At 71.7% G+C, this 14,197-nt stretch carries 13 protein-coding genes; 9 read left to right on the top strand and 4 right to left on the bottom strand.

Features of this window, described 5'->3' with window-relative positions; translation table 11 throughout:
* Window positions 1-139 precede the first annotated feature (139 nt).
* Window positions 140-2,713: a family 78 glycoside hydrolase catalytic domain gene (locus tag ABEA43_RS27880; RefSeq protein WP_345566335.1), complete on the top strand. Its 2,574-nt coding sequence runs from the start codon at window positions 140-142 to the stop codon at window positions 2,711-2,713.
* A gap of 17 nt (window positions 2,714-2,730) precedes the next feature.
* Here the strand turns inward: ABEA43_RS27880 and ABEA43_RS27875 are convergent, their stop codons facing one another.
* Together ABEA43_RS27875 and ABEA43_RS27870 are read right to left on the bottom strand one after the other, a co-directional pair.
* On the bottom strand, window positions 2,731-3,537 hold the full coding sequence (locus ABEA43_RS27875; RefSeq protein WP_345566333.1) for a hypothetical protein: 807 nt from the start codon (window positions 3,535-3,537) through the stop codon (window positions 2,731-2,733).
* Complete coding sequence (locus tag ABEA43_RS27870) at window positions 3,534-4,034, bottom strand: SigE family RNA polymerase sigma factor (RefSeq protein WP_345566331.1); 501 nt, start codon at window positions 4,032-4,034, stop codon at window positions 3,534-3,536. Before ABEA43_RS27870 ends, ABEA43_RS27875 begins: the two co-directional genes overlap by 4 nt.
* Window positions 4,035-4,210: 176 nt before the next feature.
* Between ABEA43_RS27870 and ABEA43_RS27865 the strand changes: the two genes are divergently transcribed.
* The 5 genes from ABEA43_RS27865 to ABEA43_RS27845 all read left to right on the top strand — a co-directional run bounded on the left by ABEA43_RS27865 (window position 4,211) and on the right by ABEA43_RS27845 (window position 8,902).
* Complete coding sequence (locus ABEA43_RS27865) at window positions 4,211-4,675, top strand: ATP-binding protein (protein WP_345566328.1); 465 nt, start codon at window positions 4,211-4,213, stop codon at window positions 4,673-4,675.
* A gap of 215 nt (window positions 4,676-4,890) precedes the next feature.
* Window positions 4,891-6,138, top strand: coding sequence for a phospholipase D-like domain-containing protein (locus tag ABEA43_RS27860; protein ID WP_345566326.1), 1,248 nt, complete (start codon window positions 4,891-4,893; stop codon window positions 6,136-6,138).
* A 167-nt stretch (window positions 6,139-6,305) separates the two neighbouring features.
* Window positions 6,306-7,589: an ArsB/NhaD family transporter gene (locus ABEA43_RS27855; RefSeq protein ID WP_345566324.1), complete on the top strand. Its 1,284-nt coding sequence runs from the start codon at window positions 6,306-6,308 to the stop codon at window positions 7,587-7,589.
* 144 nt (window positions 7,590-7,733) lie between these two features.
* Window positions 7,734-8,342, top strand: coding sequence for a dihydrofolate reductase family protein (locus tag ABEA43_RS27850; RefSeq protein ID WP_345566323.1), 609 nt, complete (start codon window positions 7,734-7,736; stop codon window positions 8,340-8,342).
* Between the two features lie 104 nt (window positions 8,343-8,446).
* On the top strand, window positions 8,447-8,902 hold the full coding sequence (locus tag ABEA43_RS27845; RefSeq protein WP_345566320.1) for a hypothetical protein: 456 nt from the start codon (window positions 8,447-8,449) through the stop codon (window positions 8,900-8,902).
* 25 nt (window positions 8,903-8,927) lie between these two features.
* On the opposite strand, the gene ABEA43_RS27840 is transcribed toward ABEA43_RS27845, so the two are convergent.
* Together ABEA43_RS27840 and ABEA43_RS27835 are read right to left on the bottom strand one after the other, a co-directional pair.
* Window positions 8,928-9,656 carry an FHA domain-containing protein gene (locus ABEA43_RS27840; protein ID WP_345566319.1) on the bottom strand — a complete coding sequence of 243 codons (729 nt, stop codon included), beginning with the start codon at window positions 9,654-9,656 and terminating at the stop codon, window positions 8,928-8,930.
* A 39-nt stretch (window positions 9,657-9,695) separates the two neighbouring features.
* Window positions 9,696-9,908 (bottom strand): hypothetical protein, encoded by a 213-nt coding sequence (locus tag ABEA43_RS27835; RefSeq protein WP_345566318.1) that lies wholly within the window; start codon window positions 9,906-9,908, stop codon window positions 9,696-9,698.
* Between the two features lie 135 nt (window positions 9,909-10,043).
* On the opposite strand from ABEA43_RS27835, the gene ABEA43_RS27830 reads away from it, so the two are divergent.
* The 3 genes from ABEA43_RS27830 to ABEA43_RS27820 all read left to right on the top strand — a co-directional run bounded on the left by ABEA43_RS27830 (window position 10,044) and on the right by ABEA43_RS27820 (window position 14,189).
* The gene (locus tag ABEA43_RS27830; RefSeq protein ID WP_345566316.1) at window positions 10,044-11,558 is read left to right on the top strand and encodes a protein kinase domain-containing protein; all 1,515 of its coding nucleotides are present in this window, start codon (window positions 10,044-10,046) and stop codon (window positions 11,556-11,558) included.
* A gap of 115 nt (window positions 11,559-11,673) precedes the next feature.
* Window positions 11,674-12,588, top strand: a complete 915-nt coding sequence (locus tag ABEA43_RS27825) for an alpha/beta hydrolase (protein WP_345566314.1) — start codon at window positions 11,674-11,676, stop codon at window positions 12,586-12,588.
* A complete protein-coding gene (locus tag ABEA43_RS27820) occupies window positions 12,585-14,189 on the top strand; it encodes a flavin-containing monooxygenase (protein ID WP_345566312.1) in 1,605 nt (534 codons plus the stop codon). The genes ABEA43_RS27825 and ABEA43_RS27820 overlap by 4 nt, the downstream gene beginning before the upstream one ends.
* Window positions 14,190-14,197 lie beyond the last annotated feature (8 nt).

Below are 14,197 nucleotides of genomic sequence, written 5' to 3'. Positions count from 1 at the left end.
TACAACACGCAGTGGAACCTGCTGTTCATGGACATCGTCCTGATCACGATCCCGCCGCTGCTGCTGTTCGTCTTCTTCAACCGCAAGATCGTCGCCGGTATGACCGCCGGCGCCATCAAGGGCTGACCTAAGGAGCACCTTGCCGCACGTCACATCGCTCACCGTCTCGGCGCCCGCCTTCGAGCACCACCGGGACCCCGTCGGCATCGGCGAAAGAGCGCCTCGTTTGTCGTGGACCGTCGCGACCGGCACCCCCGGCTGGCGGCAGCGGGCGTACGAGATCGAGCTCAGCGACGGGACCTCGACCGGGCCGGTCGAGTCCGAGCAGCCGGTGCTCGTCCCCTGGCCGGGCGCGGAGCTGGCCTCGCGCGAACGGCGCGGCGCGCGCGTGCGCGTACACGGCCACGACGGCTCGGTCAGCGACTGGAGCCCCTGGTCCTGGGCCGAGGCGGGCCTGCTGGACCCGGCCGACTGGCGGGCGGGCGCGGCGGCGCCGCCGCTGGAGCTGCTCGGCGTGCCCGACGGGCCCGCGCTGCTGCTGCGCCACGACTTCACCGTACGCGGCCCGGTCGAACGCGCCCGCCTGTACGTCACCGCCCACGGCACGCACGAGACCGAGCTCAACGGCCAGGTCCTCGGCGACGACGTCCTGGCCCCCGGCTGGACCAGCTACGCCCACCGGCTGCGCTACCGCACCCACGACGTCACCGCCCTGCTGCGCGAGGGCGGCAACGCCATCGGCGCCACCCTCGCCGACGGCTGGTACCGCGGCCGCGTCGGCTTCCTCGGCGGCAAGACCGACGTGTACGGCGACCGCACCGCGTTCATCGCCCAGCTGGAGATCACCTACGCCGACGGCGGCACCGACCTCGTGGTCACCGGCGACGGCTGGCGCAGCGCCCCGGGGCCGGTCACGGCGGCCAGCCTGTACGAGGGCGAGCACCACGACGCCCGTCTGCTCCCGTCCGGCTGGTCGGAGCCCGGCTTCGACGACTCCTCCTGGCTGCCCGCCGACGTGATCGGGCACGACCCGGCCACGCTCATCGCCCCGTCGGGGCCGCCGGTGCGCAGGACCGAGACGCTCAGCCCGGTGGCCGTGCTGACCGGGCCGCAGGGCGAGGCCATCCTCGACTTCGGCCAGAACATCGCCGGCCGCCTGCGCATCCGCGTCCAGGGCCCGGCCGGGCACACCGTCACGCTGCGGCACGCCGAGGTCCTGGAGGACGGCGCCCTCGCGCTGCGCCCGCTGCGCTCCGCCACCGCCGAGGACCGCTACACGCTGCGCGGCGGCGGGACGCCCGAGGAGTGGGAGCCGCGCTTCACCACGCACGGCTTCCGCTACGCGCAGATCGACGGCTGGCCCGGCGAGCTGGACCCCGCCGACGTGCAGGCCGTCGTCTGCCACACCGACATGCGCCGCATCGGCGACTTCAGCTGCTCCGATCCGCAGCTCACCCGCCTGCACGACAACGTGGTGTGGAGCATGCGCGGCAACTTCGTGGACCTGCCGACCGACTGCCCGCAGCGCGACGAGCGCCTCGGCTGGACCGGCGACATCCAGGTCTTCGCGCCCACCGCCGCCTTCCTCTACGACTGCACGGGCCCGCTGGCCTCCTGGCTCGCCGACCTGGCCGCCGAACAGGCCGAGCTGGGCACCGTGCCGCACTACGTGCCGTGGGTGCCGCTGGCGTTCGACGTCTCACCCACCGCCGCCTGGGGCGACGCCGCGGTGCTCGTCCCGTGGACGCTCTACCAGCGCTCCGGCGACCTCGAACTGCTGCGGCAGCAGTACGCCAGCATGAAGGCGTGGGTGGACCAGGTCGCGTCCCTGACCGGCGAGGACCACCTGTGGGACGAGGGCTTCCAGTTCGGCGACTGGCTCGACCCCGCCGCGCCGCCGGACAACCCGGGCAAGGCCCGTACCGACCACGCGCTGGTCGCCACCGCCTACCACGCGTGGACGGCCGCGGTCGTGGCCGACACGGCGGGGCTGCTGGGCCACGACGCCGACGCCCGGCACTACACGGAGCTCGCGCGGGCGGTGCGGGAGGCGTTCCGCGGCGAGTTCGTCACGCCGTCGGGGCGCCTGGCCTGCGACACCCAGACCGCCTACGCCCTGGCGCTGACCATCGGCCTGCTGGACGGGCCCGCGCAGCGCGAACGGGCCGGGCGCCGCCTGGTCGAGCTCGTCGCGGGCGACGAGCACCGCATCGCCACCGGCTTCGTCGGCACGCCGCTGGTGTGCGACGCGCTGTGCTCCGTGGGGGCCTTCGACACCGCCTACGAGCTGCTCCTGCAGCGCAACTGCCCGTCGTGGCTCTACCCGGTGACGATGGGCGCGACGACCATCTGGGAGCGCTGGGACAGCCTGCTGCCCGACGGCTCGGTGAACCCCGGCGAGATGACGTCGTTCAACCATTACGCGCTCGGCGCGGTGGCCGACTTCCTGCACCGGACCGTGGCCGGCCTCGCGCCCGCCGCGCCCGGCTACCGCCGCCTGCGCATCGCGCCCAGGCCCGGCGGGGACCTGACGCACGCCTCCGCGCGGCTGGACACCCCGTACGGGCCGGCGTCGGTGTCCTGGACGCTGGCGGACGGCACGCTGACCGTCACCGCGACGGTGCCGCCGGGCGCGGACGCCGAGGTGGACCTGCCGGGTTCGGCCGTGAGGGAGGTCGGGGCCGGCACCCACACCTTCACCGCCGCGGTCTGAAGGAGCGCGTGACCGGGTTATCCGACCGGCCCGGATCCGAGCTTGCCGCTCGGTTCGGGCTGGTCCCCGGCGGGGCCGTCGTAGATTCCGACGGCCCACGCGCCCGGCCGCTCGCCGATCTCGGCCGACAGGCGTTCGCGTACCTCCGGATCCATCAATGCCCGGGACTGGGCCATCTCGTCGCACTCTTTCGACTTCCCGATCGGCGGGCACCCCGTGACGGCCTCGGCCACCTCCCGGACCCGGGCGTCCGCGGGGAAGACCCAGATCCGCACGGACTGCGGGCGCTTCAGCCAGCCGGTGGGCGCGGACAGCCGGTCATGATGCCCGCCGATCTCCGTCCCGCACCGTCCCACTCCACCGCCCGGTTCGCCGCCTTTGAGCTTCTCCACGATGACCACCCACGCCCGCGGATCGTCACAGACCACCTTGTGCCCCGTGGAGAAGCTGACCGGCCTGAACGTCACCGTCCTGGCGCCGCCCATGGTCTCGAACCGCTCGGAGTGCAGGAGCGGGAGGTCGTACCTCGTCGCGCCGAGCCGCACCTCGTACTTCTCCGACAGCGTCGGACCGGGCTTGACCAGGACCGTGTCCACCGGATGCGCGGCGACGACCGCCTCGCCGAGCGGGACGGGCCCGGTCACCAGCACCGCCGCGGTCACGGCGGCGGCCAGCGCCGCGCCCGCCGTCACCGCCCGCCGCGTACGGCGGATGCGCCGGCCCCGCCGGACGATCGCGCCCAGGTGCGGGGCCGGCTCGCTCCCCGCCCGTTCGCCCGCCTGCCGGGTCAGCAGTTGCCGCAGGTCGCTCTCCGAATGCCTCATCGCTGCACCCTCTCCAGGTTCATGGTCTGAATGTCCGGATCGACCCGGAGACGGGTGAGCGCCCGGCTGAGCTGGGTCTTCACCGTTCCCAGTGAGCAACCGACGATGTCGGCGACCTGGGTGAGCGTCCGGCCCTCGAAGTAGTGCAGGACCACCACCGCCCGCTGCCGGGCGGACAGCGTGCCGATCGCGGTCCACATCGCGGCCTGGTCGTCCGCCTCGGCGGCCGGATCGCGTGGATCGGCCGTGTCGGGGACGGTGCCGGCCGGGATCTCACCGCGCCAGCGCCTGCGCCACCAGGAGGCGTGGGTGTTCACGATGATCCGGTAGACGTACGGGTCGGGGTTGCCCTCGATCCGCCGCCACGCCACCCACGCCTTCGCCAGCGCCGTCTGCACCAGGTCCTCGGCAGTGCCCCAGTCCCTGACGAGGAGATAGGCCATCCGGCACAGCGGCAGGTGCCGGTGCGCCACGTACTCGGCGAACCCGTCGTCCATCCATCGTCTCCGTCTCGCGTCTCCGTGCTCTCCGGCGATGACTACCGTCTGGGAGGCCCGTTCGGATGACAGCGGTTCCTTACCAAGATGGCCGATGTCATCATCGGCACCGACTCGCGGCGCCGATGAGGGAACAATGGGACTGTGACGGGTTTCCAAGCCTGCGAGGAACCACCATGAGCGACCATCTGGAGCTGCGCTGCCCGATCACCTGGGATCTGGCCCTCCTCCGCCGCCGGCTCCGTGACTATGCCGCCCGGGCGGGGATGCCCGAGCGGCGATTACAGGATCTGGTCGTGGCGGTCAACGAGGCGGCCACGAACGTGCTGGAACACAGCGGCGGCAGCGGCACCCTGACCGCGTACGCCGACCCGGTGGGCATCTGGATCGACATCGTGGACAGCGGAGGGACGCTCAGCGACGAACACCTCACCCTCGCCCCCGACTACGTCTCCGGCCGCGGATTCGGTCTGTGGACGGTCCTGCACCTGTGCGACTGGGTCAGCCTCGAACACCCCGATGGCCGATCCCACCTGCGCCTGCTCATCCGCTACCAGCCGGTCTCCGGCAGGCGGGAGAAGCAGCGCCCGGCGCCCGGCGACCCCGGGGAGCCGAACGTGACGACCACCGCCACCCCCTGACAGCCGCTCAACGCGGCCTCAACACATCCTCAACACCGCGGGCCCCAGCATGCCGGTCAGACCGACCGATCGAGTGGGGCGACCGGACGCGCAAGCAGCCGAGAGGGCTCGCGGTGCTGATGGCGGCCCGGCGATCGCGGCCGGTTGACAGCTCATCGTCACAGAGATGACCGTTCGACCCTGACATCACACGCCGCACCTCCGGGGAGCCCGTCATGGCAGTGAAGAGACCAGCAGTCGTCACCCTCGTCCTGGCGTTATGCCTCGCCCTCGCGCCGGTCACCGCGGCAGGCGCCGACGTCACCGGCCCTCCCGTCATGAACGCACCGGTGTTCAACGACCCGACGGCCGACACGGGGGTCGCGCACAGCCCCAGCGCCCAGCAGTCGGCCGTCATGGACCAGCTCATCAGGCTCATCAAGGCCGTACCGGCGGGCGGTGAGATCCGTTTCGCGATGCACGAGTTCGCCCCCGGCGACAGGTCGAGCGAGGTGGCCGCTGAGCTGGTCGCCGCGCACGCGCGCGGCGCCGCCGTGCAGGTCGTACTCGACAGCCAGGACGACGGCCGGAACGACACCGTGTTCGGCCGGCTCAGCGCCGCGCTCGGCACCACGGAGACGGCCTCATCCTGGGCCGTGCGGTGCGAGTACCCGAACGAGAGCGCCGACCGCGGCTGCATCGCCAGGAACTACCTGCACGACAAGTTCGCCACCTTCTCCAGCGTCGTGGTGAACGGCGTCACGCACGCCAAGGTGGTCTTCCAGACCTCGTCGAACCTGTCGGACTGGTACCTGTACAACTCCTACAACGACGCGTTCACCCTGACCGACGCCGTGGTGTACGACGGCTACGTCCGCTACTTCCAGGACCTGCGGGCCCGGCGGCTGCAGCCGGTCAACCCCGGCTACTTCTGGACGACCCCCACCGGCACGGCCTACAAGGGACACTTCTTCCCCCGCCTGACCTCCAGCGGCGACCCGATCGCCAACGTGCTGAAGCTCGTCAAGTGCAGCTACAAGGACGCCGGCGGCGTCACCCGCCAGACCGACATCCGCCTGGCGCTGACCGCCTTCAACCACAGCCGGGTCGAGATCGCGAACGAGCTGCTCAGGCTGCGCGGCGAGAACTGCTGGATCGACGTCGTGTTCTACGACGAGAGCGCCAGGAAGAACGTCACCCAGGCCATCCGCGACATCCTCGCCCGGCCGGCCTCGAACGGAAAGTACATCCAGGTCAGGCCGTGCCGGTTCGCCGTGGGCAGCCGGTCGGTGGTGCCGCACACCAAGATCATGATGATCGACGGCTTCTACGACGACGACATCACGCCCCGCGTCTACACGGGCAGCGCGAACTTCACCACGCTGGAGAACGCCGACGACTCGATGCTGCGCGTCGCGGGCCGCGACGTCCACACCACGTACCTGTCCTGGTTCTACAACCTGCGCACCGCCTGCGGCGGCTGACCGGGCACCGGAGAGGCGCCGGCCACGGGGGCGGCGCCTCTCCGGCTGCGATCTTGACGGTTCTTGATACGTTGGTCACAGGTGTGCCGGGAAGTCTGGTCGGCAGGTCCTTGTCATGTCGACCCGAAGGATGTGCCGGTGCGCGCCTACGAGATCTCCGCCGCCTCATGACGGTGCTGTCCTGGGTGAGCGTGGCGGTGTTCCTGGCCGCGTACACGCTGATCGCCACCGAGAAGGTGCACCGGGTCGCCGCCGCGCTCGGCGGGGCCGGGATCATGCTGGCGATCCACGCCACCGGCGCGGGCGCCGCGTTCTTCTCCGAGCACACCGGGATCGACTGGAACGTCATCTTCCTGCTGCTCGGCATGATGGTCATCGTCGGCGTGCTGAAGGAGACCGGCGTCTTCGAGTACCTGGCGATCTGGGCCGCCAAACGCGCCCGCGGCCGGCCGTTCCGGCTGATGGTGCTGCTGGTGCTGATCACCGCGGGCGCCTCGGCGCTGCTCGACAACGTGACGACGGTGCTGCTGATCGCGCCGGTGACGTTCCTGGTGTGCGAGCGGCTGGCCGTCAGCGCCGCGCCGTTCCTCATCGCCGAGGCGATGGCCTCCAACATCGGCGGTGCGGCCACCCTGGTCGGCGATCCGCCGAACATCATCATCGCCAGCCGCGGCGGGCTGAGCTTCAACGACTTCCTCCTCCACATGGCGCCCATGGTCATCGTGCTGGTGGCGGTGTTCGTCGGGCTGTGCTGGCTGATGTTCGGCCGGTCGTTCCGCTACGACCCGGAGCGCGCCGCCGAGGTCATGGCGCTGGACGAGCGCGAGGCCATCGCCGACCGCCGGCTGCTGTGGCAGTCGCTGGCGGTGCTGGCGCTGGTGATGGCGGCGTTCGTGCTGCACCCGGTGCTGCACTACGAGCCGTCCGTGGTCGCGCTGCTGGGCGCGGGCGTGCTGGTGGCGGCCACGAAGGTGACCACCGAGCAGGCCATCGCCGAGGTGGAGTGGCCCACGCTGGTGTTCTTCGCCGGGCTGTTCGTCATGGTCGGCGCCCTGGTGGAGACCGGGGTCATCGGCGCGCTGTCCGAGGCGGCCGTGGCGGCGACCGGCGGGCGGCTGGAGCTGGCCACGATGGGCCTGCTGGGCGTCTCTGCCCTGCTGTCGGCGATCGTGGACAACATCCCGTACGTCGCCACGATGAGCCCCATCGTGGAGCAGCTCGTCCAGGCCACCGGCGGCCACGACGTGCTGTGGTGGGCGCTGGCCTTCGGCGCCGACCTGGGCGGCAACGCCACCGCCGTCGGGGCCGCGGCCAACGTCGTCGTGCTCGGCATCGCCGCCCGCAACGGCACCCCGATCAGCTTCTGGCAGTTCACCAAGTACGGCCTGATCGTCACGGCCGTCACCGTCGCCCTGGTCGCTCCCTACTTGTGGCTGCGCTACCTCATGTGATGGGCCGCACCCGCCCGGCCGCCGCCTGCGCCTAAGGGAAACCTGAAGGAATCCGTAAACGGGTTCCGGCAAGCTCTGGTTCAGAAGAACGGCGGGACCGCACGGACCCGCGTCCCACAGCGTGAGATGTGAAGGAGAGCGACGATGGCGAGCAGACTGGTGGTTTCGACGTTCGTGTCGCTGGACGGCGTCATGCAGGCTCCCGGCGGGCCCGGCGAGGACGACGCCGGCGGCTTCCCGTTCGGCGGCTGGCTGGCCCCGCACGTGGACGAGGGCTTCGGCCGCATCATGGGCGAGCAGTTCGAGCGCGCGGACGGCATGCTGCTGGGCCGCAGGTCGTACGACATCCTCGCCTCCCACTGGCCGGGCGTGCCCGACGAGGAGGGCGGCGCCAAGATCAACGGCATGGCCAAGTACGTCGCCACGAGAAGCCCGATGACCGCGGAATGGCGCAACACCGAGGTCCTGGTGGGCGAGGCCGCCGAGACGGTCGCCGATCTCAAGAGGCGCACCGGCGGCGAGATCATCGTCCAGGGCAGCAGCGACCTCATCCGCACGCTGCAGCGGGCCGAGCTGGTCGACGAGTACCGGCTGCTGGTCTTCCCCGTCATCCTCGGCGAGGGCAAGCGGCTCTTCGCCGAGGGCACCGCCCCGGCCGGGCTCAAGCACACCGGCTCGACCGCCACCGAGGCCGGCGTCGTGTACGTCACCTACGAGTGGGCCGGCAAGCCCGTCCTCGGCTCGGTCGCCTAGCGCCGGCGCCGAATCGGGTGTGTGGTGTATCTGCCGGGCCCCGGCGAAGATCTGGTGTTCGCGACGGAGGGGACCGGATCACACCGACACGAAAGGTCGATGTCATGCGCTTACGAGGTTGGCTGGTTCTGGGCGCCGTGGTCAGTGCGGGCGTGCTGGGGGCACAACCCGTCGTCGCGGCGGCGGGCGTGCCGTTCGCCGCGGACTCCGGCGACCAGTGCCGCCGCGGCGTCACGGAGGGGACGCTCGAACGGGTCCAGGGCCCGGTCATCAGGCCGATCGTCCAGGTCGAGGGGGCTCTGGCGGACGACGGCGTCATCTCGCCCTGCGCGCCGGACGGCATGTACTCGCAGGCCACCTTCGCCGGCTACAACGGCGGCACGCTCGTGGACCGGGAGTCGGTCAAGGTGGACGACGGGAAGATCGCGCTCTCGTTCGGGCTGTCCGATCCGGCGGGGGTCACGAAGATCGACGCGGTGATCGTGCAGGTGTGCCGCTTCAGCAGCTCACCGATCGGGATCAGCTACTGCGGCAAGCAGCAGTCGTACAAGATCCCCTGAATGGCGTGACCGGGTCCGGCCGCGCTCAGCGGCCGGGCACCGGCAGCAGGGCCAGGTGCTCGCTCGTCACCAGGTCGAACCTGAGCGCGAGCGAGACCAGTGCGTGCCGCTGCCAGTCGGCCTTGCCCTCGCTCCCCTGCGGGTCTTTGACGTGCAGCTTCTTCTCGGCCAGGTAGCCGATGTGGAATCCGATGGCGGTGCGGCTCAGGCCCGGGTCGCGCAGCCGTTCGATGATCTCGGGGATCGTCGGGATGCGGGAGGTCGACGGGTCGCGCAGGCGCGGCTCGCACAGGGCGACCAGGATGCGGAAGTATTTGGCGTTCTGGTCGAGAGGGTAGGCGACCTGCGTGGCCGCGCCGCCGTCCGCGCTGCCCGGCGGCACGTGCACCTGCTGCGGCGCGAACACCAGGAACGACACCGTTCCGTCGACCGCGGGCAGGCTCACCCGCGAGAACTCGAACGGGATCGGCGCCCCGACCCGCCCCGGCGGCACCTTCACGAACTCGCCGCCGCCCTCCGGGTTCTCCACGACGTACGTCTTCGACGTGCTCAGGTTGGACAGCAGCCAGTAGTCGGCCACCGCGACGATCCGGCCCGCGCGCCGGGAGACGGCGGGGTCGTCCAGCATGATGTCCACCGGGGAGCCGGGCGTCCCGCGCCCGAAGAACGCCTGCTCCCCGGGCGCGAGCTCCAGCGAATAAGGCCGGTCGTCGGTGGGCGCCGCCGCCTGCTGGATCAGGATGGTGCTGTGCATCGGCCGGACCTTACTCGCGAACCAGCGAAGATGTCGAGGTCATACAGGCAACGGCCGTCCCGGGCCGCGGCATTCGCGCAGGCCGCCGTCGGGCTGGTCGTTTCCGCCCCCGCGGAAGTAGACCTCGTTGACATGCCGGTACGGCTTGCCGCACGGCTGCGAGTCGCCGGCGGCGGCCTGCGCGGCCGGAGCGACGGCCGCGGCGATCATCGGCGCGATGAGCAGGGCGATCGATGCCTGCCGGAGCCTCATGATGGATCCACCTCCCGCGTTCGAGGCCGCTTTCGAGGGGCCAGGTCGATCGTGCCGGGCGGAGGGCGGGTTACGTAACCTGGTAGCTGCCAGGGCACGTGGACGGATCCACGATGATCGACCATGATGAGCGGAATGACGGCTCCATCCCACGCAGGCCGCTACCGGATCGAGCAGCTCATCGGGGTCGGGGGATTCGCCTCCGTCTACCTGGCCCACGACGACGCGTTGCGTTCGCCGGTGGCGGTGAAGATCCTCGCCGACAACTGGGCCCGCCAGACCGACGTGCGCGCCCGCTTCCAGCAGGAGGCGCGGCTGCTGCGCAGGGCCGACTCCCACCTGCTGGTGCAGGTCTTCGACATCGGCGAGCTCGATGACGGCAGGCCCTACTTCGTGATGACGTACGCCGATCGCGGCACCCTCCTGGAGCGCCTGGCCGGCGGGCCGCTCGCCATGGACGAGGCGCTCGGCCTGATGGGCGAGATCTGCCAGGGCGTGGCCGTGCTGCACAGCATCGGGGTCGTCCACCGCGACCTGAAGCCGTCGAACGTGCTCTTCTGCTCGCGCCCCGAGGGCGGTGAGCGGGTGATGGTGGCCGACCTCGGCATCGCGCGGTCCACCGACCACTTGAGCGGCCTGACGATGCCCGCGGGCTCGCCCGGCTACCAGGCGCCCGAGCAGGTCTACTTCGACGGGGCGCCGGACGCGCGGGCCGACGTGCACGGGCTGGGCGCGCTGACGTACCACATGCTCACCGGCAAGGTGCCGGCCAGGCCGGAGCAGCGGGTGCCGCCCAGTGCGCTGCGGCCGGAGGTCTCGGCGGGGATGGACGCCGTGGTGATGCGCGCCCTCGATCCCGACCGGGAGACGCGGTGGCCGGACGCGGACACGTACCTGGCCGCTCTGTCGTCGCCGGACGACCCGCCGCCGCCACCCACGCCGCCCACGCCGCCCTCACCGTCCGCCGCGGCGGAACCGGGTGAAAGCGATGAACGGCCGCGTGGCCGGCGGCGGACGGCGCTGGCCGGCGGCGCGGCCGCGGTCGTCGTGGCCGCGGCGGCCACCGCCGTGGCCGTCAGCCTGGCCAGGGCCGCCGATCCGCCCGCCCCCCGATCCGGCGCCACCTCGTCGAGCGCGCCGACCCCAGTAAGCTCAGCCACGGTCAGCCCGGCGACTGTGAGCCCGGCCGTCGGCTGGCTGCGCGCCGGCTCCGACATCCCCGCCGAGTATCGCGACCTGATCGTGCGGGCGGGCACGTACTGCAGGGAGCCCGGCCTGAGCCCCGCGCTGATCGCCGCGATGCTCAAGGCGGAGTCCGGCTACGATCCCGGCCTGTCCGACAAGGTGAAGAACGAGTACGGCATCGCCAGGTGGACCCCCGAGGTGCTCTGGCACTGGCAGCCGAACGGCCTGCAGAGCCCGAAGCCGGAGCCGCCGTTCAGCCCAGAGCTGTCGATCGTCGCCATGGGCCGGTTCCTGTGCACGCTGGGCCCCGAGGTCGAGACCCTGCCCGGCGACCCCGCGCTGAAGCTCGCCGCCCTCTACCGCAGCGGCGTGGCCCCGCTCAGGCGGGCGAACGGCATCCCCGAGCGCTGGCGCGCCTACACCGACAAGGTCGCCCGTTACCTGCGCGACTACCAGCCCGCCTGACCCACGAAACGGGCATATGCCCCATTGCCGCCGCGGCCCTCCCGGGTGACACTCGATCAGACGACTCGATCAGACGATGTCGTCCGAAGGCACAGCTCCGGTGAGGTGACGTCCCATGTCCCTGGATGAAGCGACGATCCAGTTCCTCAAGCAGCTCGGCGAAGCAGGCGTGCGGCCCCTGCACGAGATGACCCCGGAGGAGGCGCGGGCGCTCGGCGGCATGCTGGGCGACATGTACGGCCCCGGCCCGGAGATGGCCCGCGTCGAGGAGGCCCTGATCCAGGCCGAGGACGGCGGCTCGTTCGGGGCCCGCGTCCTGGTGCCGGCCGGGACGCCGCGCGGCGTGATCGTGTACTACCACGGCGGCGGCTGGGTCATCGGCGCCATCGACGAGTTCGACACCCTGGGCAGGACGCTCGCGCACCGGACGGGCTGCACCGTCGTCCTGGCCGACTACCGGCTCGCCCCCGAGCACCGCTACCCCACCGCCGGCAGCGACGCGTATGCCGCGCTGACCTGGGCCGCCGCGTCGTTACCCGGCCTGCCGATCGTGGTGGCGGGCGACAGCGCGGGCGGTAACCTGTCGGCGGTCGTGGCCCTGCGCGCCCGCGACGAGGACGGCCCGCCGATCGCGCTGCAGGTGCTCGTCTACCCGGTGACCGACTGCGACCTGGACAACGCCTCCTACACCGACCCCGAGAACCAGCTGATGCTCACCCGCGACACGATGATCTGGTTCTGGGACCACTACGCGCCCGACCAGGCCGACCGCGCGCGCCCCGACGCCTCTCCCCTGCGGGCGAAGGACCTGGCGGGGCTGCCGCCCGCCGTCGTGCTGACCGCCGAGCACGACGTGCTCCGCGACGAGGGCGAGGCCTACGCGGAGCGGCTGCGCCAGGCCGGGGTGCCGGTGGAGGCCAAGCGGTGCGCGGGCCAGATGCACGCCTTCTTCACGATGGTGAACGTACTGCCGGGCAGCGCGGCGGCGATCACGACGGTGGTGGAGGCGATCGACGGGGTCCTGCGATGAGGGGTGCGGCCGACCACGACGCCGTCGTCATCGGCGCCGGGCTCGCCGGGATGTACATGCTGCACCGGCTGCGCGGCCTGGGCCTGTCCGTCCGCGTCTTCGAGACCGGCGAGGGCGTGGGCGGCACCTGGTACTGGAACCGCTACCCCGGCGCCCGCTGCGACGTGGAGAGCATGGAGTACTCCTACTCCTTCGACGAGGACCTGCAGCAGGAGTGGGAGTGGACCGAGCGCTACCCCTCCCAGCCCGAGATCCTGCGCTACGCCGACCACGTCGCCGACCGCTTCGACCTGCGGCGCGACATCCGGTTCGAGACCCGGGTGACGCGGGCCGCCTTCGACGAGAGCGCGAACGTGTGGCGGGTCGAGACCGACCGCGGCGACCGGGTGTCGGCGACGTACCTCATCACCGCCGTGGGCTGCCTGTCGGCCGCTCGCGTCCCCGCCTTCCCCGGCCGTGACTCCTTCCAGGGGCCCAGCTACCACACCGGGCGGTGGCCGCACCAGGGCGTGGACTTCACCGGCAGGCGGGTCGCCGTCATCGGCACCGGCTCCTCCGGCATCCAGGCCATCCCGGTGATCGCCGAGCAGGCCGCGCACGTCACGGTCTTCCAGCGCACCCCCAACTTCAGCGTGCCCGCGCACAACAGGCCCATGGAGCCGGAGTACGCGCGGTGGGTGAAGTCCGAGTACGCCCGGATCCGCGACACCATGCGCAACTCCGCGAACGGCCTGATGACCGCGGCCGGCACCGGATCGGTGCTGGAGGACGGCGACGAGGAGCGGCAACGGGAGTTCGAGGCCCGGTGGGCGCGCGGCGGGGTCGCCTTCCTCGGCGCGTACGGCGACATCGTCGTCGACCCCGAGGCCAACGAGCTCACCGCCGCGTTCGTCCGCTCGAAGATCCGCGACATCGTCGACGACCCCGAGGTGGCCGACCTGCTGGCGCCGCACGACCATCCGATCGGCACCAAGCGCATCTGCGTCGACACCGGCTACTACGCCACCTACAACCGTCCCGACGTGACCCTGGTCGACGTGCGCCGGGACCCGATCCAGGAGATCACCCCGGCCGGCGTGCGCACGGCAGGCGGCGAGCATTCGGCCGACCTGATCGTCTACGCCACCGGCTACGACGCCCTGACCGGCCCGCTGCTGTCCATCGACCTCACCGGCAAGGGCGGCCTGTCGCTCAGGCGCAAGTGGGAGGCCGGGCCGCGCACGTACCTGGGCCTGATGACGGCGGGCTTCCCCAACCTGTTCACCATCACCGGGCCGGGCAGCCCGTCCGTCCTGAGCAACATGATCGTCTCCATCGAGCAGCACGTGGAGTGGATCGCCGGCTGCGTGGCCCGGCTGCGCGCCGACGGGATCGCCGCCATCGACGCCGATCCCGTGGCGGAGGACGCGTGGACGGCGCACGTGGACGAGGTCGCCCGCTACACCCTCTACCCGCGGGCCGACTCCTGGTACATGGGCGCGAACATCCCGGGCAAGCCCCGGGTGTTCATGCCGTACGTCGGCGGTGTCGGCGTGTACCGGCAGAAGTGCGAGCAGGTGGCGGCCGACGGCTACGAGGGGTTCGTGCTGCTCTCCGCCTGAGTAACAGG

The sequence above is a fragment of the Nonomuraea rosea genome (assembly GCF_039539705.1).
GTDB classification, from domain to species: Bacteria; Actinomycetota; Actinomycetes; order Streptosporangiales; family Streptosporangiaceae; genus Nonomuraea; species Nonomuraea rosea.
This window is presented reverse-complemented; position numbering and strand designations above follow the sequence as displayed.